Source organism: Fictibacillus solisalsi, assembly GCF_900103485.1.
Classification (GTDB): Bacteria; Bacillota; Bacilli; order Bacillales; family Fictibacillaceae; genus Fictibacillus_C; species Fictibacillus_C solisalsi.
In genome coordinates this window covers 3,279,653-3,300,375 of sequence record NZ_FNHW01000001.1, presented here as the reverse complement: position 1 = coordinate 3,300,375, position 20,723 = coordinate 3,279,653, and the positions used below count along the sequence as shown (strand labels likewise).

15 protein-coding genes are annotated in these 20,723 nt (G+C 44.8%); 9 read left to right on the top strand and 6 right to left on the bottom strand.

Annotated features, from left to right (window positions below; all coding sequences use genetic code 11):
• Positions 1 to 151: 151 nt before the first annotated feature.
• The 3 genes from BLT53_RS16595 to BLT53_RS16585 form a co-directional block, all read right to left on the bottom strand.
• Positions 152 to 1,804, bottom strand: coding sequence for a methyl-accepting chemotaxis protein (locus BLT53_RS16595; protein ID WP_090236372.1), 1,653 nt, complete (start codon positions 1,802 to 1,804; stop codon positions 152 to 154).
• A gap of 35 nt (positions 1,805 to 1,839) precedes the next feature.
• A complete protein-coding gene (locus BLT53_RS16590) occupies positions 1,840 to 2,823 on the bottom strand; it encodes a BMP family lipoprotein (protein ID WP_090236371.1) in 984 nt (327 codons plus the stop codon).
• Between the two features lie 145 nt (positions 2,824 to 2,968).
• Positions 2,969 to 3,520, bottom strand: coding sequence for an AAA family ATPase (locus BLT53_RS16585; protein ID WP_090236369.1), 552 nt, complete (start codon positions 3,518 to 3,520; stop codon positions 2,969 to 2,971).
• 321 nt (positions 3,521 to 3,841) lie between these two features.
• Between BLT53_RS16585 and BLT53_RS16580 the strand changes: the two genes are divergently transcribed.
• The 8 genes from BLT53_RS16580 (at position 3,842) to BLT53_RS16545 (ending at position 15,055) form a co-directional block, all read left to right on the top strand.
• Entirely contained in the window at positions 3,842 to 4,843 is a 1,002-nt protein-coding gene (locus BLT53_RS16580) for a LacI family DNA-binding transcriptional regulator (RefSeq protein ID WP_090236368.1), read from the top strand.
• A gap of 1 nt (position 4,844) precedes the next feature.
• Positions 4,845 to 5,723, top strand: coding sequence for a ribokinase (rbsK, locus tag BLT53_RS16575; protein WP_090236366.1), 879 nt, complete (start codon positions 4,845 to 4,847; stop codon positions 5,721 to 5,723).
• Between the two features lie 41 nt (positions 5,724 to 5,764).
• Complete coding sequence (rbsD, locus tag BLT53_RS16570) at positions 5,765 to 6,157, top strand: D-ribose pyranase (RefSeq protein WP_090236365.1); 393 nt, start codon at positions 5,765 to 5,767, stop codon at positions 6,155 to 6,157.
• Positions 6,157 to 7,653 carry a sugar ABC transporter ATP-binding protein gene (locus tag BLT53_RS16565; RefSeq protein WP_090236364.1) on the top strand — a complete coding sequence of 499 codons (1,497 nt, stop codon included), beginning with the start codon at positions 6,157 to 6,159 and terminating at the stop codon, positions 7,651 to 7,653. Before rbsD ends, BLT53_RS16565 begins: the two co-directional genes overlap by 1 nt.
• Positions 7,654 to 7,655: 2 nt before the next feature.
• Entirely contained in the window at positions 7,656 to 8,600 is a 945-nt protein-coding gene (locus BLT53_RS16560; RefSeq protein WP_090236362.1) for an ABC transporter permease subunit, read from the top strand.
• Between the two features lie 30 nt (positions 8,601 to 8,630).
• Positions 8,631 to 9,560 carry a ribose ABC transporter substrate-binding protein RbsB gene (gene rbsB / locus BLT53_RS16555; RefSeq protein WP_090236361.1) on the top strand — a complete coding sequence of 310 codons (930 nt, stop codon included), beginning with the start codon at positions 8,631 to 8,633 and terminating at the stop codon, positions 9,558 to 9,560.
• Positions 9,561 to 9,751: 191 nt separating this feature from the next.
• Entirely contained in the window at positions 9,752 to 11,041 is a 1,290-nt protein-coding gene (locus BLT53_RS16550) for a helix-turn-helix domain-containing protein (protein ID WP_090236360.1), read from the top strand.
• 282 nt (positions 11,042 to 11,323) lie between these two features.
• Positions 11,324 to 15,055, top strand: coding sequence for a S8 family serine peptidase (locus BLT53_RS16545; RefSeq protein ID WP_090236358.1), 3,732 nt, complete (start codon positions 11,324 to 11,326; stop codon positions 15,053 to 15,055).
• Between the two features lie 429 nt (positions 15,056 to 15,484).
• Here the strand turns inward: BLT53_RS16545 and BLT53_RS16540 are convergent, their stop codons facing one another.
• The 3 genes from BLT53_RS16540 to BLT53_RS16530 form a co-directional block, all read right to left on the bottom strand.
• The gene (locus BLT53_RS16540) at positions 15,485 to 16,444 is read right to left on the bottom strand and encodes a patatin-like phospholipase family protein (RefSeq protein WP_090236357.1); all 960 of its coding nucleotides are present in this window, start codon (positions 16,442 to 16,444) and stop codon (positions 15,485 to 15,487) included.
• Between the two features lie 195 nt (positions 16,445 to 16,639).
• A complete protein-coding gene (locus tag BLT53_RS16535) occupies positions 16,640 to 17,689 on the bottom strand; it encodes an NAD(P)/FAD-dependent oxidoreductase (RefSeq protein WP_090236355.1) in 1,050 nt (349 codons plus the stop codon).
• A gap of 392 nt (positions 17,690 to 18,081) precedes the next feature.
• Positions 18,082 to 19,053 carry a patatin-like phospholipase family protein gene (locus tag BLT53_RS16530; RefSeq protein ID WP_090236353.1) on the bottom strand — a complete coding sequence of 324 codons (972 nt, stop codon included), beginning with the start codon at positions 19,051 to 19,053 and terminating at the stop codon, positions 18,082 to 18,084.
• Positions 19,054 to 19,371: 318 nt separating this feature from the next.
• Between BLT53_RS16530 and BLT53_RS16525 the strand changes: the two genes are divergently transcribed.
• Complete coding sequence (locus BLT53_RS16525) at positions 19,372 to 20,214, top strand: nucleotidyltransferase (protein WP_090236352.1); 843 nt, start codon at positions 19,372 to 19,374, stop codon at positions 20,212 to 20,214.
• The last annotated feature ends 509 nt before the right edge of the window (positions 20,215 to 20,723 follow it).

The following is a 20,723-nucleotide window of genomic DNA, read 5'->3' as shown; positions in this document are numbered from 1 at the left end:
GCAAAAATAAACAGATAATTCTGTCGATAATCTTATTATGGTCATAAAAGTTTGTCAATCTTTCTAGGAAGAATAGGCAGAAAGTCCTGGGAGGAAAGGAGAATAAGAAGAAGCCGCGAACCATTGGTCCGTGGCTTTTTTAGCTTAGAACTTATTCAAAAGAAAATTGAGATAAAGCAGTATTGAGTTCATTTGTTAATGTTCGTAATGATGAGATTTTATCCACCACATTGCTGAAAGAAGCGAGCTGTTCTGTAGTGGAAGCGGAAATTTCTTCGCTGCCTGCTGCGGTTTCTTCTACAACTGCGCTGATATTTTCTACATTTTTTAGCACATTTTCGTTGGATTTCTTAGATTGATCGACTCCGGCCGCAAGTTCTTCTAACACAGTAGAAATACCGGTTACTTTTTCTTCGATTTGTTCAAAAGTCCTTAAAGTACGAGCCATATGCTGACTTTGTTCGCTTGAAATTTTTACACCCTTTTCTACCGAATCTGAAATGATTCCCAGTCCTTGTTGAATACGTTTAACCATCTCAAAGATATGAGAAGTAGCGGCAGTGGATTCATCCGCTAGTTTTCGTACTTCCTGTGCAACTACTGCAAAACCCCGGCCAGCTTCTCCTGCACGTGCGGCTTCGATTGCCGCATTTAGAGAAAGAAGATTCGTTTGATTGGCGATTTTCGAAACGATATGGGCCATGTCTTCAATTTTTGTAGCATATTGTATGAATTCCTTTGTAGCTTCTTCAATGGAATGCGTGGCCTGGATATTGTCTGTAAGCAGAACTTGCTGCTCATTGATCGCGTTTCTTCCTTCTGTGATCGCTGCAGAGGCATCAGAAGCGTATTCAAAGGACTGGTGAGCGATATTCACATTAGCTGCAAATCCTCTGTCCATTTGTCCAACTAATTCTACAGAGCTTTGTAAACTTTCTGAGATACTCTGTGTACCGATCGATAATTCATCTGTTGAAACCGCAATTTGTTTACTGGATTCGGTCAAATGCTTATTTTCCTGTTCCAGTTCAATCGCGAATGATTCTACTTTTTGACTTGCTGAACCGATTGAAGTGATAAGAGACGTAAGCTGTACCACCATTTTAGAAAACGATTCATTAAGCGTACCCAATTCATCATTATGTTTATAGTTCACCTTTTCAACTGCCAGATTTCCAGAGGCGATCTCCTGTGCATTTTTGGTTAATTTCTTTAATGGTTTTGTAATACTGTTGGTCATGCGAATTAAGAAAAATGCAGAGATGATCATTAATGCAATACTGCCAATAAGAGCAAAGGTAATCACGAAGCCAATTTGGTCTTTTGTAGACTTCTTGATAAAGTTGTAGTGGGAGTCAGTAATTAAGTTTAAGGAATACAAATCATTGGAAATTCCTTTTGTTTTCATACTTTGTTTTTTTACTTCAGCAAGGTCATCACTGCTGAATGCTGTTTCCGTTTCCTCTGTCAATGTTTTGAATTTGGAATAAGCCAGCTCAAAATACTTTTCCCCTTGCTTAGTAACGAGTAAAGGTTTCATATGAACAAATGCTTCATTTACATTTTTTAATTCATCAAGAGAGTCTTTCTTGTTTCCCTCTGTTGGATTGCTTGCGTAGTTGTTAAGATTCAAGCTTACTAATCGCATTTCTGCGCTTAGGTCCCTGACGGCGACTACTCCAGATACATTATCTTCATTTGAATTTTGGATGGAAAGCATTTTAGTAATAATAAACCCGATCATCAGTATAGATAAAACAAGGCCGATCAATGAATTGAAAAGAATTTTTCTTCTTATGGACATTTAATTTCCTCCTGCTGTCGAAATGCTGCTTGTTGTTAGTTAGTAAAAGATACCTTGTGGTGGATTATTTTTTGCTCCGCTTCTTTCAGCTTGGCTTGTTGTTTATCTGATAAAGAAACGAGACGAATGGTTGCAAGCCCGACGCCTTTTTCAGCCAAACCAAGTTCAATGTGTTTGTTTTTAATGGTTTTCGTTTGTTTAAATTCTTTTACAACATCATAAAGAGCGCTATCCACATTTTTGACCATTGAAGTTATGATTGCCTTTTCAGCGTAGAAGAATTGGTCACTATCTACACCAATAGCATAAACCCCTTCTTGCTCCGCTTTTTTTAAAACACCAACACCAGTAAAACCAGCCGCGGCATATAACACATCACTCTTTTTTGCAATCATGTCTTGTGCAATTTTTTCACCGAGTTTATCGTTCCCAAAATCTCCTGCATATTCTTTAAGGACCTTTATAGAAGGGTCGATAGACTTAACTCCCTCGGTAAACCCTTTAGAGAATTTTTGAATAAGTGGTGCATTTTCGCCACCTACAAACCCTACTGTTTTGTTTTTTGTTGTTAAAGCAGCTATTACACCGGCAAGGTAACTTCCTTCATCTTCTTTGAAGGTTAGAGAAGTGACATTATTTACATCTGACACCGAATCCACTAGTAAAAACTGTTTTTCAGGATACTTTTTCGCCACTTTTTCTAAATCTTCCTGAACCATAAAACCCAGGCCGATAATTAAATCATTACCTGATTCAGCTAACTCTGTTAATCCTTTTTCATACGTCTTTGAATCATTTAATTCTCGATATTCAAAAACGATATCTAAGCGGTCTCGCGCTTTTTCTAATCCGTTAAAACCGGCATCACTAAACGACTGATCTCCAAGGCCAACGTCCGATAGCATGATACCAATTTTGGTTTTATCGTCAACAGGATTCGTTTCTTGTGGACCACAACCGCTCAAAAGAGTGGTGGTAAGTAAAAGTACTCCTAAAAAAATGTGTATGTGTTTCTTCATGCTGTATTATTTCTCCTTCCAAATTGTGCTGTGATAAATCACAAGGTTATTATCGGTAGCTGGCAAATGAGAGTTTAATCGAAGATAAAATGTTTCAAAAAAAATGCCCTCTATGCTCAAATCGAGACATACAGGGCATTTCTTATCACTCAGGATAGTACTTTTTATATTCCTTTATTATTTTGTCGTAAAGTTTTTCAACAGGTTGGGAGCTATTAAGCTTAAGAACAGGGCTTTTTGATATTTTCATAAGATACGCATGCTGAGCAAATGTGCCTGAACTGCTTTTATCTTTCGTGGTGTAATAGGTTTTGCACCATTCTAAAAAGTCGTTTGTGCACTCTCCATTTTCATCAAGCCGCCATGGTTTGGTTAGATTTTCCCGTTGGTGTTCTCTATCTCGTAACCGTTTCAATCGGATGGTTTCATCAAGTGAAAGAAAAACCAGAAGGTTCCGGTTGCCAAATCCCTGGGGATACCAAGAATCAATAGAACCGGAAACCGCATAACTGCTGAAAGACTCAATGTCTGCTTGATACATTTCGGTACGCTTTTCTATCGGATGATTTTCAGTAAACGTATCATCTTTCCACAGGTATTGATCCGTATCAATCCATTTGATCTTTTCTTTTTCACTCATGTATTGGGCCAGCGTACTTTTACCGGTTCCTGACCCGCCGATGATTTGTATTCTCACTGAGATCACCCCTTGTTTATTCATATTACGAAATCGGAGCAGTTAGCTCAATAAGGGATTTTTTTATGAAAAGACGTGATATGCAACTCTTCTTTGTCGAACCGCAACTAAAATTCACTTTGCCGAAACTAAATCGCTCATTAGCGCAACAAAGCTTATACTCACTGGATCTGAACCATGATAAATGCCAAAAATTTCTTTTTGACTTTTGCAAAAAGAGAAATTATACTGTGTGTAACCGGTTACACATTAGAACCGCTTATTTATTTCAACAACATGTAACCGGTTACACATGATTGGATTTTTATCGGGGTGTTCAGTATGGCAACCATCAGAGATGTCGCCAAACAAGCGGGTGTTTCCGTGGCGACGGTATCCAGAGTGCTCAACAGCAATGGATACGTAAACAATGAAACGAAGAAAAAGGTGGACGAAGCGATCCAGCAGTTGAATTATAAGCCAAATGCGGTTGCCCGAAGCCTTTATAAAAAAACATCAAAAACAATTGGATTAATCGTACCGGATATTGGGAACCCGTTTTTCCCCGAACTGGCAAGAGCGGTGGAGGATACGGCTCACAAAAAGGGTTATAATGTGTTCTTTTGCAACACAGATGAGAATGCGGAGAAAGAAGAGCATTATCTGGAAATTCTCCTTCAAAAGTATGTGGATGGCGTAATCGTTGCCTCCAATACGCTCACAGCTGAAAAAGTGAAAGAGCTGAACATACCGGTCGTCAGCATTGACCGTAAGATTACCGCGGAAATTCCAACGGTCGTCGTTAAAAATAAAGAAGGTGCGCAAAAAGCAACGGGTTATCTAAAAGAAATTGGCTGCGAGCGCATTGCCCATCTCAGAGGCCCTCACCATATTGATAACGCGAACGAGCGGGTGGATGGTTATCTTGAGGAAGTGGGAAATGAGCCCTGGTTCGAATCCAGCTATATAGTGGATGGAAACTATGTGATGAAGAACGCGATCCAGGCAACGCTGGAGCTTCTGGAGCGTCATCCCGAGATTGACGGGATTTTTGCGGCAAACGATGTGATGGCGATCGGGGCGGTAAAGGCCGCGCATCGGTTTGGAAAAAAGGTGCCTGAGGAGCTGGCCATCATCGGGTTTGACGGAATTTCCATGGCTGAGGCAACGACACCAGAGCTTACCACCATTGCGCAGCCTATTTACGATATGGGGACAGCTGTTACTGATCTGCTCGTTAAGCTCATTGAAAAGAAGCCTGTCGAGCGCACGTTCCTCGAACTGGAGGTTGAGCTGGTCGAGCGGGAATCCACCAGAAAACAGAACAACAAAGGAGGACGATAATATGGCACCCAAGATCACGGTAGTAGGCAGTATTAACATGGATTTGGTGACACTTTCGGAAAAAGTGCCCAAGATGGGAGAAACCCTCCTTGGGCAGGAATTCAGGACCATACCTGGAGGGAAGGGAGCCAATCAGGCAGTGGCCGCGGCAAAACTGGGAGCTGATGTCCGGATGGTAGGCTGTGTCGGTGACGATGTATTCGGTACAGAGCTGCTGGATCATCTGAAAAAACAGGGAGTGGATGTCAGCCATGTTGAACAGGTTTCCGGATCAACAGGAACAGCCACCATCCTTGTTTCGGCAGGAGATAACAGCATCATTGTTGTTCCTGCAGCGAACCATAGCGTAACTCCCGAGTTTGTGGAAAAGATGCGGGAGGCCATCGCCGGCAGTGACTTTCTGTTGGTACAGCTTGAAATTCCGCTGGAAAGTGTACAAAAGGCAGTAAGCATCGCAAAGGAAAACGCAGTGAAGGTCATCCTGAACCCAGCTCCAATTCAGGAGTTGTCTGAAGAACTCCTGCAGCAAATAGACTATATCACTCCTAATGAACACGAGCTGGAGCTGCTTCTTCAAGGGCGCAACCAAGCGTCCATTCAAGACAAAATCATTGTAACCAAGGGATCGGAAGGCCTTACGTTTTTTCAAAACAATGAGGAAGTAAACATCCCCTCCTATCGTGTTGAGGTAAAGGACACAACAGGGGCGGGTGATTCATTTAACGGCGGATTGGCTGTCGGATTGAGCCAAGGTCTTTCGTTACAGGAAGCCTGCAAGTATGGAAATGCGGTTGCGGCCCTCTCAACCACAAAGCTCGGTGCCCAGACCGGCATGCCAACAAGGGAAGAAGTGGAACGGTTCATCGCCGCTAACGGATAATCTTTTAAAAGGAATTACAGCACGAAAAAGAGGTGAGGCAATTGAAAAAACACGGGATGCTGAACAGCGAGATTGCGGCTGTTCTTGCACGGCTCGGGCATACAGACACCATCGTGATCGCAGACTGCGGACTGCCGATCCCAGACGGCGTCAAACGGATCGACATCTCACTGACCATAGGTACACCAGGTTTTCTTGAAACCTTGAAGGCGGTTGTGGAGGACATGGAGACAGAAGAGATCACGCTTGCTGAGGAGCTGCAGGAAAACCGCACCTACCTTCAGCAAATCGAAGACTTGGTGCCTGAAGCAAAACAGCAGAAGGTGCCGCACGAAACGTTCAAAGAGTTAACGAAAAACGCGAAAGCGGTCATCCGCACAGGTGAAACCACACCTTATGCCAACATTATCTTACATGCGGGGGTGATTTTCTGATGAATGAAACACCACTTGTTCAGTTAAACGGAATTTATAAATCTTTTTCAGATGTACACGTGTTAAAAGATGTGAATTTTGAAGTGAGGCCCGGAGAGGTACACGCACTTATGGGAGAAAATGGCGCAGGCAAATCAACATTAATGAAAATTATGGCCGGCATCTACCAGCGGGACAAGGGAACAGCCATGGTTAAAGGACAAGAGGTTCATTTTTCCTCGCCTAAGGAAGCAGAAGAAATGGGAATCGGCGTTGTCCATCAAGAGCTGAACATTATTCCATATTTAACGGTTACCGAAAATCTGTTTCTCGGTAAAGAACTGACTTATGGAAAAAGCGGTATTTTACGGACTGGTGCAATGCGAAAACAAGCAAGAAAGGCACTGGAAGCATTGGGAGTTAAGATCGATCCCGAGGCGGTCGCTGGCGAACTGTCCGTGGGGCAGCAACAGATGATCGAAATTGCAAAAGTGCTTGAAACGAACTCGGACTGCATTATTATGGACGAGCCGACCGCCGCACTGACCGACCGTGAAATCGAGGCTCTTTTTGAGGTTATCGAAAAACTGAGAAACCAGGGTGTGGGCATTGTGTATATTTCTCACCGGATGGAAGAGATCTTCAGGATTTGTGACCGAATCTCTGTGCTGCGGGACGGCAATTTTATCGGGACGAAAACGGTAAGTGAAACGAACTTCGATGAAATTGTTTCCATGATGGTGGGCCGCGAGCTCGGTGAACGGTTCCCGGAACGGCAGGCCGCGATTGGACCGGAACGGCTCAGAGTGGAAAACCTTTCACGAAATGAGCACTTTAGGGACATTCATTTTGATGTAAAGCAGGGAGAAATCCTTGGAGTCGCCGGATTGATGGGTGCTGGCCGCACCGAGATCATGGAAGCCATTTTTGGATACAAAAAGAAGGACAGCGGTGCCGTCTATCTGGACGGACAGCGCTTGAACATTTCTAAACCGGCGGATGCCATTGCTGCTGGATTGGCTTTTGTCACGGAAGACCGTAAAGACAAGGGGCTTGTGATCGATATGACCGTCCGGGAAAACTTTACACTCACCAATTTGAAAGCGGTCTCAAAAAATGGAATTCTTTCTGGCCGATCGGAACAGGAAGAAACCGACCGGCTGATCAAGAAGCTTCACGTAAAAACATCGGGTCCGGAACAAACCGTCAAGTCGCTGAGCGGAGGAAATCAGCAAAAGATTGTCATTGGTAAATGGGTCAATAATGAGCCGAAGGTATTGATCCTTGATGAGCCGACGCGCGGAGTCGATGTTGGCGCCAAGAAGGAAATCTACCAGATCATGAATGAACTGACCGAGCAGGGAGTGTCGATCATTATGGTATCTTCCGAGCTACCCGAAGTCCTTGGCATGAGTGACCGGATTCTCGTCATTCATGAAGGAAAGATTGCGAAAATCCTGCATCGTGAGGAAGCCGATCAGGAGAAAATCATGCATGCTGCAACAGGAGGGATGTAAGAATGTCTGCATCAACAAGAAAGATCAGCATTTTTCAGAAACTGGGTCCGCTTATCGGACTGGCTATTATCTTAATCGTTCTTTCCATATTAAGTCCGCAGTTTTTCACATTGGCCAATATTTTAAATGTGCTGCGGCAGGTGTCCATTAATGCCTTGATTGCATTTGGACTCACCTTTGTCATCCTGACGGGAGGGATTGATCTGTCCGTCGGCTCGATGCTCGCACTTTCCGGAGCCATAACGGCAGGACTGATGGCCGGCGGTACCGATCCGATCCTCGCTATGCTTGTCGGATTGGCAGCGGGAGCCGTCATGGGTGCAATCAATGGTTTGATCATCACGAAAGGGAAGGTGGCACCGTTCATCGCAACCCTTGCTACCATGACTGTGTTCCGGGGACTGACCCTTGTGTATACCGACGGAAAACCGATCACAGGCCTTTCTGATGATATGAGCTTTGTATTGATGGGCCGCGGCTATTTCGCAGGTATTCCGATTCCGGTCATCTGGATGCTCGCATCCTTCGCCGTTCTTTGGTTTCTTTTGAAAAAGACGACCTTCGGAAGAAGAACATACGCCATCGGAGGAAATGAGGAAGCCTCACTGCTCTCCGGGATTAAAGTCGACCGCATCAAGGTGATGATCTACTCGCTGACTGGTTTGCTTTCTGCCTTTGCAGGAATCATCCTCACATCCCGATTGAATTCCGCACAGCCAACAGCAGGTACCGCGTACGAACTCGATGCGATCGCAGCAGTTGTACTTGGCGGAACAAGCCTGTCAGGTGGCAGAGGATGGATTTTCGGAACACTGGTCGGTGCTCTTATTATCGGTGTACTGAACAACGGGCTTAATCTATTAAACGTTTCATCCTTTTATCAGCAGGTCGTAAAGGGTGGGGTCATCCTTCTCGCCGTATTGCTAGACCGTAAGAAAGCCGCTTAATTTTATTGAAAATAATGGGAGGAATACACTATGAAAACCATGGTTAAAAGTTTTGTTCTATTGCTGGTTGGAGCTTTGCTCTTGACTGCTTGCTCCACAAAAGCACCAGGCACAGAGAGTGACAGCAACAAAAAAGGCAAAGGTGATTTGAAAGTCGGTCTTTCCATCTCCACGTTAAACAATCCGTTCTTTGTTACGTTAAAAGAAGGTGCTCAAAAAGAAGCGAAAAAAGCAGGCGTGCAGCTTAAGTCTGTAGATGCACAGGACGATTCCGCAAAACAAGCGAATGACATCGAGGATTTGATTCAGCAAGGGGTGGACGTGCTCCTTGTGAATCCAACCGATTCTGCTGCCATTTCCTCAGCCATTGAATCAGCAAACAGCGCAGGCATTCCGGTCATCACCGTTGACCGAAGTGCAGAAGGCGGAAAAGTAGTCTCCCATATCGCATCTGATAACGTGGAAGGCGGTAAAATGGCAGGCGAATACATTGCCAAGCAACTGAAAGGCAAAGGAAATGTCGTTGAACTTGAAGGGATTTCCGGATCTTCAGCTGCCCGTGAGCGTGGAGAAGGGTTCCATAAAGCTGTTGATAACGAAAAAGGAATCAAAGTCGTAGCGAAGCAAACGGCAAGCTTTGACCGTGCCAAAGGCTTGAATGTTATGGAAAACATCCTTCAAGGCAACAAAAATGTAGACGCAGTATTCGCGCACAACGACGAAATGGCGCTTGGCGCACTTCAAGCGCTGGAAGCTGCTGGTTTGAAAGATGTGATTGTTGTCGGCTTTGATGCCACAGATGATGCGCAAAAAGCGATCAAAGATGGAAAAATGGCAGCAACCGTTGCCCAAAAACCGGACATGATCGGTTCAGAAGCCGTACAAACAGCGGTAAAAGTCAGCAAGAAAGAAAAAGTAGGTAAGTTTATTCCCGTTGATTTGGACTTGATTACAAAATAAATGGACGTGATTAGCAACTGTTTTTTGTAGAACCGCAACTAAATATCCAAAAAGCCAGCCAGGCCACGCGGACCTGCTGGCTTTTTTATATACTCTTGGTTATTTCCGGGGAAATTCCACAATTTTTGCAGGGAATGAGCGTGCTTTTCCGTAATTTATAAGGATACGATACGGGAAAGCGAGTGGGTGGGATGTCCATAGGGAGAATCATTTATTATCATCGCAGGAAGCAGAACAAAACACAGGAACAGCTCTGCCAGGGGATTTGCTCGGTGACTCACTTAAGCAAGATTGAGAACAACGTAAAAGATGCGAATCCGAAAACGCTGCAGCTGCTGTGCGAGAGGCTGAACATTTCGACAGAAGAAGAAAACAGGAAAAGCAGCCAGATCAGCCGCCTGCTTGAAACCTTCTTTGACAGCATGGAACGGCTGCAAAAGGATTCGGCTCAACAATTGTATAAAGTACTGGAGAAACAAAAAGATTACATACAATGCACAGAAATGATCTATCTGTATGAGCTGTGCCGGCTTCGATACATGCTCATGACAAATGAACTCGGGGAGTTTGAACAAACAGCTCCTCAAATGAAAAAGTACCAGTCGAAATTCTCCCCATTCGAATTGTTTTTATGGGATTTTTTGCAGGGTGTCTACCATGGACAGAAGCAGCAATTTGCCCAGGCCCTGTCGATACACAGCCGTAACGAGCAAAAAGCTGAACTCTATCAAACAAAGGTGACAGACTACTATTATTATTTGTCGGCGGTGCATGGGCATCTTTATCACTATTCCCTTTCCATTCACTATGCGTATAAGGCGCTCAGAGTTTATCAGAACAGCAATAATCTGCTGCGGATCGTTTATGTAAAGATGATCCTCGCTGTTAATTTTATTTTCATCGGAGAATATGAGAAAAGTTACGAGATGCTGCAGCTCATTTTAAGGGATGAGGAGCAGCTGAAAGACCGGGAAATCCGTTCGTTGGCCTATCATAACTTAGGCTTTTTGTATTTTCGGAGAGGGCAGATGAAGGAGTCATTGGATAATTATGCTGTGGCTTTGAAAATAAAAGAACCGTATTCCTCATCGTATTATGTGACGGTTGCCTGTATCGCGGAAACGCTGATCAGCGACCATCAGCACGAGAAAGCGGTTGTACTTTTAAAAAAGGAACTCGACCATTTTTATGATGAGAAATCTCCTCAGTTTATCGAGCTGAAGATCCTTTACCTGGAAGCACTGGGGAATCAAAAAGCATTGATTAACTATTTGACCAAGGATGGCCTTGCTGTTTTACAAAAATATTCAAGCTTTACCCGGGGGTTTAAATACCTTGAAATGATCTCCTCTTTTTATGAGGACCAGAAAGACTTTGAGAAAGCCAACCATTTCCTCCGGCTTTCCACAAAGCATATGAAAAATCTATTGTTTAACATAGGTTCACCCATAGAACCTGAAAAAGAAGTGGTGAAAGGTTAGGACAATTGTGGACAGCAATTGTCTTTTTTATTTGCCTTTTTTTGCTTTTTTCCCAAGTTGAAAAGTATCCAGCCTTCTTCTCCTGCCTGGTGTCTGGTACTTTTTTACCGGTCTGAAAGACTGCTGAAAGATACGGTTTTCACCCAGCTTTTACACAAGATTTTCCCAATTACCAGCCCGAAAAGTTCCCCTTATACTTTTTCTTAACAACGATAAAAGGGAGGATCGTTCGCGGAATTTTGTCAGGGGGACATCATTACTCAAAAGACAGGAGATTGTATGATGGGAAAATTAAAATCGAAAAAATGGCTGGCAGCCGTGATGACAACAGCTCTGCTTGCTGTTCCAAATCTGCCGGTCAATGCCATGAACTCATCCACGATAGTAACAAAAGCATCGCAAGATCAGAACACGCAAATGGTAAAGAAAGACGAAAAGAAAATTACACTCATTACCGGCGATGTGGTCACAATAACGGAACATGGGGACGGAAAGAGTACGGTAGCCGTTGAACCGGCTGAAAAGGGAGATACGGGGACAAGGATTTTAACCATTGGCAAGGATACATATGTGATCCCGCAAAAAGCGATGCCATATCTTGCAACCAATAAACTGGACAAGCAGCTGTTTAACATTACAGCGCTTTTGGAAGACGGCTATACAGATGGACAAACGAAACAGCTTCCAATCATCGTTCAGTACAATGAATCCAAAGCCCGGGCAAAAGCGGTTATACCTGCTGCACCGGAAGGCTCATCAAAGACACGTACATTGGAAAGCATCAACGCCGCAGCTGTTTCGGCAGAGAAAAAAGAAGCGGAGGATTTCTGGGCCGATATTACGAAAGAAGAACAGCCGGCAAAAGCAAAGGCGGCCAATTTCGAACAAGGGATCAAGAAAGTTTGGCTCGATGGAAAAGCAGAAGCCACACTTGCAGAAAGTGTGCCGCAAATCGGTGCGCCTGAAGCTTGGGCTGCGGGCTATGACGGCAAAGGAACAACGGTTGCTGTTCTTGATACGGGAATCGACAGCACTCACCCGGACATACAGCCTCAATTGACGGAAGCAGTCAGCTTTGTGCCGGGTGAGGATGCAGTCGACCATCATGCCCACGGCACACATGTTGCCTCCACGGTTCTCGGTACCGGAGCTGCCTCGTCCGGAAAATACAAAGGCGTTGCACCAGGAGCCAAGCTTATCGTTGGTAAAGTTTTGAGTAACAGCGGATCCGGTCTCGATTCCTGGATCATCGACGGTATGGAATGGGCTTCACACAAAGCAAAGGTTGTCTCCATGAGTCTCGGAAGTTCTGAAGCAAGTGACGGGACCGACCCGATGGCGCAGGCGGTTAATAACCTGAGTGAGGAAACCGGTGCACTGTTTGTGATCGCGGCAGGCAACTACGGCAATGAGGGAACCATCGGATCACCGGGAGCCGCCGATAAGGCGCTCACTGTGGGAGCAGTGGACAAGTCGGACAAGCTGGCGTACTTCTCCTCCCAAGGCCCTCGTATCGGAGACCAGGCGCTCAAGCCGGATCTTACCGCACCAGGTGTGGATATCACGGCCGCGCGCTCCAAATATGCAACGCAGGGATCAGGCTCGTACTTAAGCATGAGCGGAACATCCATGGCAACACCGCACGTCGCCGGTGCAGCAGCGATCCTGTCACAGCGCCATCCGGACTGGAGCGGCCAGCAGCTGAAGGATGCGCTGATGAGTTCAACAAAAGAGCTTTCGGACATCAAACCGTACCAGGGGGGAACCGGCCGTCTGGATGTTGTCCAGGCCACACTCGGCCACATTAAGGCAACAGGCTCCCTTGATTTTGGGTTCTATGATTACCCGCATGAAAACGATGCTGTAAAAGAAAAGACCATCACGTATACGAATGACAGTGATCAGGATGTATCGGTAAATGTGACAGCTTCATTCAAGGATCAAAAAGGAAACGATGCCCCTCAAGGTATGGTTAAGCTGTCTGCAGCCAAAGTCACTGTACCGGCAAACGGATCAGCAGAAGTAAAAGTGGCGGTTGACCCGAATCTTGGTGCTTTAGGCTCCCGTTACCAGGGACAAGTTACCGCAACGTCTGACGGCAAGGCTGCTGCTCACACGGCGATTGGAATGATTAAAGAGGACGAGCGCTATTCATTAACCTTAAAGGCAACCGACCGTGATGGTTCCGAAGGCTTGGCCTATGTGGCACTGTTCAGCGAAAACATGGATCCCACCTTTGTGGAAGTGAACGGCACGAAGGAGGTAAGACTTCCGGAAGGGACCTATTCTGCAATGTCCATTATGGATGTGGATACAGATACCGATCATGCGGGAGCAGCTGTGGTCGGCGATCCGGAAGTGAAGCTGAACAAAGCGCAGACGGTGGAACTGGATGCCCGCAAAGCACGCGAAATTACAGCACATGTTCCAAAGAAGGCTGAACCAAGCTACCGCCGTATGGAGGTGTTCCGCAAGCTTGGGTCAAAAACGGTCGATGACGTCTGGATGCTGCCAGTAGCTGTCGATAAAATGTACGCCGCACCAACAAAGAAGGTAAAAGAAGGACAGTTTGAGGTGCTCACCCGCTGGCGTCTTACGAAACCGGTATTGACGATCAATTTTAGAGGAAATGAACTCGATGACCTTCCACAGGCAGGAAGCACTCTGTTAAAAGGAAACCTCCATGCCAAAGTGGTTTATGCAGGTAAAGGATCAGCTGAGGATTATAACCGTCTAAACGCGAAGAACAAAATTGTTATCGTGGACCGCAGCGATGAGGTGAAACCGAATCAGCGCGCTCTGAATGCCTTGAATGCAGGAGCCAAAATGCTGATCGTGGCCAACGATAAACCAACAGAAATCAGTGAGTACTATGCAAACAATGAGGGCAGTGATGTGAAGATACCGGTTGCTGCCATCAGCGGGACAGAAGGGGATAAGGTCATAAAAGCCGCACGTTCCGGCAATCTGACCCTTGATGCAAAAGGAACGCCAAATACACCGTACGTGTATGATCTGGTGGACCCGCATACGGATCAAATTCCAAAAGACTTGTCCTATGCACCAAAAACTAGTGAGCTGGCGAAAATCAATACACGCTACCATTCTGACCGCAACGCGCCTGGCGGAGAGTTCCGTTATGACTTCCGTCCATACTCTGCACGCGGCATCGGATTTCTGTACAAAATTGATCTTCCCTCTGTTCGCACCGAATGGATGTCTGCACAAGCTGGAACGTCATGGTACCATGAAGCACAAGTGATCGACAGCTCGTGGGGTGTCCGGGAAACCCGCCTGTCCTATAAACCGGGAGAGCGTTTAAGCCAGGATTGGTTTGCTCCCGTTGTGCGTCCGCGCTTAGGTGACGGATTCTGGGTGCCATACCGTTCCGATAATTCATTGGTTATGAACATTCCGGCATGGGCCGACTCAGGTGAAGGGCACACCGGCTCCGATTTGGGAGAAGATCCGAATAATACACAGACGCTGAAACTCTATCAGGGTGATACCCTCGTGGAAAACCGTACAGGGCAAGCCATCTATTCGTTTAAAAACTACCCTGAAGCCAACACACAGTACAAATTGGTCAATGATGCCACACGGGATGCCAAGCGCTGGCATACATCTACTAGCACGCACACCGAGTGGACATTCTGGTCCAAGGCACAGCCAGAAGGCAAATACAATTTGCCGCTGCTTTCCCTGGATTATAACCTCGACACCGATATGAACGGCGATGCGATTGCCGGCAAAACTACGAAACTCGTAATCTCTGTGGCGCAGATCAAAGACGCCATCGGCAACGGAAACGTACAGGGAGCAACACTGGATGTTTCATTTAACGAAGGGCAAACTTGGAAAAACGTGAAGCTCGTCCGTGACGGAGACAGCTGGACAGCCGACATTAAAAATCCAAACAAAGCCGGAAGCTCTGTTTCCTTACGAGCCAATGCGTGGGATGACGCAGGAAATAGAATTAAGCAGGATATTATTAAGGCCTATGGGGTCAGGTAATAGGTAAATCGTTCGGATGCATGAGAAGAGGCTTGTGGGAGCCTCTTCTTTTTTGTGTGATGGAAAGGCGGGAGGGCAGTTAGCAGGAGAATAAATATGGCGAAATTTGTCGAAATCCATTAGGCATCAACCGTTTGAGAATAAAAGAGGACTTTTTGAGAATAAATAAACCGATTTTGAGAATAGATTGTAATTTTTGAGAATAAAAGAACTGTTTTTGAGAGTAAGTGAATTTATGGAAATGAAATGCGTGGTAAAACTCCATCTATTCCGATAAATTGGCCAATAAGAGGCTAAAATCGTATTGTGAACTCTATTAAACTACTTTAATAACCCAAAAGCCTTCTTTTTAACACGAAATATCCCCTTAAACGACAAACACAAAGCAAAAAGCCATCCAATTTGGATGGCTTTCTTACATCCCTAACATTAACAACCCCAATTCTTCTCCACAAAGCGAACAACAGGCTCTAAATCAGTCTCATTTGCAATCTCGATCAGAGCGGGAACAACGGTTGGATCTGTCTTAGAGAAGTTGGGGATGCGGGGATCCAGCCGAAAGAAGCGTTTGCCCAGCAGGTTGGCACTGACCATGGATTCATAATAGGCGGAGCTGCTACTGGTAATTTGAAGAAAAGGGAGTAACGGTTCATTCGTTGATTGATCCAAGAGGACTCCCCAGTTCGGCGGCAGGTCCTCGAGGTTTTCAGGATGGATGTTATCTGCGCTGACCATTCCCCAGCCTCTGGTATCTCTTCTTAACTGTGTTGGCTGTTCACCTGTTCCAATGGATAAAACCGCAATTTTGTCCAATGGAACGCACGCTTTCCCCACGGCAAACGAGATGCAGGCTGTACATGGGTTTGTTGCGACGAGATAGCCATCCGCATAATTCTGGTAAGCGCGCTGTGCCGTGGGTGCGCCGCTGCTCCGGAGGATAACATCGCTCGCTTTTTCATTTAAGTAGGGAGAGCCGGGGAAGTTGTTGAACAGCACAGGATTCCAACGATCCACCTCTGGGTCGTACAAGTGAAACGAAGGAATAACAACTTTTGTTTTTAAGTCTTTAAGGCGAAGGTCATCCGGGAAAAATTCCCGTATCGCTTTAGTAAAGCCGGAGAACGGCAATTGCTGGTTGAAAACAGGGCCTCCAGGCCACGAAACACTAAATGCCGGCAGAATTTCCTTCTTAAAAAAACGGAAGGTTTCTTTTGGCGTTCTTCCGCTGGCTAACGCAAGAGCGGTGAAAGAGCCGATGGAATTTCCGGCGAAGACTTCCGTTTTTCGAACGAGTTGTGGCGTTAGGTTCGACAACCTGTTTAAAAGCTGTAAACTCAATGCCCCCAAAGTGCCGCCTCCATCAAAGGTCATGATCCGGTATTTGCTCAAAGCTGATTCTCCTTTCTAATCCGATCACAAGTATCCTTGTAGTTTATGTTCATTTAGCGGCGGTTGTATGGGCACGGAATAGATGGAGGTATAAAAATGACGTGATTTGCAACTAAACCATGTGGAACCGCAACTAACCACAAAAAAAGCCAGCCGATTACAAGCCGGCTGGCTGAACATGCTTTATATTTTACTTTACCTGATCATTTGTTTGACCAAGTCACGATTTCGATCCTTAAATACTTCGTTATGAGAGGAAACCATGGCCACTTGTTGAGCATCTGGCTGGATAAATTGTTTGGCTTTATTGACCGCATTGGCTGCATCTTGGAACGCGCCGGATATGAGGTTCAATTTGCCATCATGTTTCAAGATGTCTCCGGCCGCATACAAACCAGGAATGGAAGTTTCACTGGCAGAATTGCCAGCAATGTAAAAATTGTCGATTAGTTCAACACGCAGGCTGCTGTTTTGAAGAAGGGAGGCATCCTGTTCATAGCCGTGATTAATAATCACCTCATCAATGTCCAGATAAGAGATTTCCCCTGTTTCATGATTCGTTAACTCAATCTGGTCGATAACCTCATGATTTGGGCATGCGAACAGCCTTGAGATTGATGTGTTAAAAATACAATCGGCACAGCTGTTCATCAGTTGCGTCACTTGTGCCTCATGGCCTTTAAGGTTTTCTTTTCGATAGGTGATGTAGACCTTTTTCGCGATATTGACAAGCTCATTGGCCCAATCGATGGCTGAGTTTCCTCCACCCGAAATAACCACGGTTTTATCCTTAAAATGCTGAAGAGACTTTACAGTGTAATTTAGATTAGACACCTCAAATCGCTCCGCGCCTTCAATATCAAGCTTCTGAGGATTAAGAATGCCGCTGCCAACAGCCACAATGACCGTTTTGGAATAATGCATTCTGCCATTGCTGCCCTGCAAGATAAAGATTCCATCTTCATCCCGACGAATGGATTCTACTTTTTCGTTTAGGACAACCTCTGGATCAAATGTCAGTCCCTGCTGAACAAGGTTTTCGATAAGCTTTGCTCCAGGCAGGGGAGGCTGGCCGCCGACATCCCAGATCATCTTTTCAGGATACACATGTATTTTTCCGCCCAACTGTGGCTGGAACTCAATAATTTTGGTCTTCATTTCCCGAAGCCCGCTATAAAAGGCGGAATATAACCCAGCAGGACCACCGCCGATAATCGTCACATCAAAAATATCGTTGTTTGTCATATGTACCTCTCCTTGGAAAGGGAATAGTAGTGATTATCATTCTCATTTATACTATATAACGAACATCCAATTTTTACAACAGAATTTTGTTTAAAACAAAAATAAAAAACCACCAAAAAAATTGGCTTAGTATAAACTCGTAGACAGCGGTTTCTGGCCGGACATCCATCCATTTATGTTCAGCCTCCGCAATATAGCAAATGATAATGAAGGCTTGCTTGATGTTTTGAAAAAGCATACAGCAGTTTCGGTGTATAAGTAAAAAAAGAGCGCTCGGGTTTGAGCGCTCTTTTCTGCCTCGTGCGGAATGGTACGGTTTATAAAAATGACATGATATGCAGCTAAACCTTGCCGAAGCGCAACTAACGACAGAAAGGCCCTCCAAAAAAATGCTATTTTGGCTGCGAACACCCCCAGTTCTTCTCCACAAATTGAAGAACAGGCTTTAAATTGGTTTCGTTCGCAATCTCGATAACAATCGGAGCGGAGGCAGGATCGGTTAGAGAGAGGCTGGGGATGCTCGGATTTAATCGAAAAAAACGTTTGCCCAGCAGGTTGCCACTGATCATGGTTGCATTGTACGAGGCGCTGCTGCCGGTTACTTGAAGAAAGGGCAATAATGGTTCATCCGTTGCATGGTCTAAAAGCACACCCCAGTTCGGAGGCAAATCCTCCAGGTTTTCGGGACGGATGTTATCTGCGCTCACCATTCCCCAGCCTCTTGTATCTCTTTTTAAGCGTGTCGGCGCTTCACCTGTTCCAATGGATAAAGCCGCAATTTGCTCCAGGGGTACGCAGGCTTTCCCAACCGCCAACGAGATGCTGTCTGCACTGGGATTAGCTGCGAAGATATACCCATCCACATAGTTCTGATAGGCACGTTGGGTAGCGGGGGCACCGCTGCTCCTAAGAATGACATCGCTCGCTTTTTCATTTAAATGAGGAGAGCCGGGGAAGTTATGGAACAGGACAGTGTTCCAACGATCCAATTCTCGAGAATAGAGCTGAAACGCAGGCACAACCACTCTCCGATTTAAGTCCTTCAGGCGAAGGTCTGATGGAAAAAACTCTCGTACCGCTTTAATAAAACCGGAATACGGTAATTGCTGGTTAAAAACAGGTCCACCTGGCCGGGAAACACCAAATGCCGGCAAAATTTCTTCCTTAAAAAAACGGAAGGTCTCTTTTGGCGATCTTCCGCTGGCTAAGGAAAGAGCGGTAAACGACCCGATGGAAGTTCCGGAGAAAAGGTCTGTTTTTTGAACGAGTTGTGGCGTTATTTTCGTCAATCGGTTCAACAGCTGCAGGCTTAATGCCCCCAAAGTGCCGCCTCCATCAAACGTTATAATCCTGTATTTGCCCAAAGTTGATTTCCCCTTTCTATTCCGGTCAGAAGTTTCTTCAGTTTATGTTTGTTTGGCGGCAGTTGTATGGGCATGGATTAGAAGGACTTATGAAAATGACGTGGTATGCAACGGTTTCTTGCTGAACCGCAACTAAAATTCCCAACACCGCATTAGGGTGCTTTATTAAATATACGTGTGTATTGGTACACGTCACTTTCCCCTATTTAATATCGTTTCAGCTTGTTTCCTTATTTATGGCACAGCCATTAACATTATATTTATAATAGACAATAAATCGTGTGTCGTTAGAATGTTGTGACAAAGGTGGAGGATACGGTGACTTATATTAAAAATATTGGACGTTTTTGCTCGGCGAATGAAAATGGTTTTATAATGAACGACTCAAATTTAGAGAAGGTTAACCCTGAATTTTATAAGGTGATAGAAGAGGTAGTGGACAATTACCAAAAATACTTGGGCTCCGATCTGCATAGTGTATATGTCAGGGGATCGGTTCCCCGTGGATTGGGTATATATAGTGTTTCAGACTTGGATACAATCGCACTAACGAATAGAGAGACAAATGAAATCGACTTGGAATGGGTGGATAAAGCAGAAAAGGAGTTGAACAGAAAGTATGATTGTATAAATGGTGTAGAGTTTAGTTTCTATTATATTGAAGATATTATAGAGACCATTACCTTTTCAATCATTCCGTTTATGATCAAGACTCATAGTGTATGTGTTTATGGAGAAGATGTAAGGGGCCAATTACCCAACTATAAGGCAGATAAAACATTGGGGAACCAACATCTTGTTACCCTGAAGAATCAAATCCAACAAGCTAAGGAAGACCTTGCAGGCAATGACGATAAAGAAGATATATTGGATTGTTGCGCATGGATTATGAAAATCATCGTTAGGGCAGGTCTTGCACTTGTCATTGAGAAAGAAAAGAAGTATACAAGAGACTTGTATCCAGCGTATAAGATATTTTCTAAGTATTACCCAGAGAAGGAATGTGAAATGAAACAAGCAGTTTACTCTGCGATTAATCCTACAGAAAATCGAAATGAAATCATTCTTTTTTTAGAGGATATGGGAACTTGGATGATTAACGAGGCTGATAAATGGTTGCAGGTTCACAACCCCCAAAAGGTAAGCAATATGGAAATGTAGAAAGATTTCAACACTAAATGTGTGATTCGCAAAAAGTTGTACGTAAACAAAGGCTGCTTGATGAAAGAACTGGCAATTTATAATAAAAAGAACTCGCCAACTTTGAGGCGAGTTTTGCTTTTTATATAACATATATGGTGTCAAAAGGATTGTTTCAATAAGGTTTATTGTAAAAGCAGCTCAAAACAGAATCCTTTAGTCACGCCGATCCAGTGCATGGGCAAAACCTCTCTATGGAACTTATTTCCGGGAAGAATCCTGAAATCCTCTATGTCATTGACCGGGATGCAGCGATGGGTGAAGAGCGCCAGGGTGAGCGCTCTTTTTTTTATGGATTTTGCTCGGAGGGGGTTATGAAATGACGTGATATGCAAGTATTCTTTGTCGAACCGCAATTAATCATGTCGATCTGCAAGTCATCTCATAAATTCATATAAAAGGAAACACCACTTTGCTGTCTGTTGGCGGGGCGGTGTAATTATGGTTTCATAGAGATAACGATTCTACAG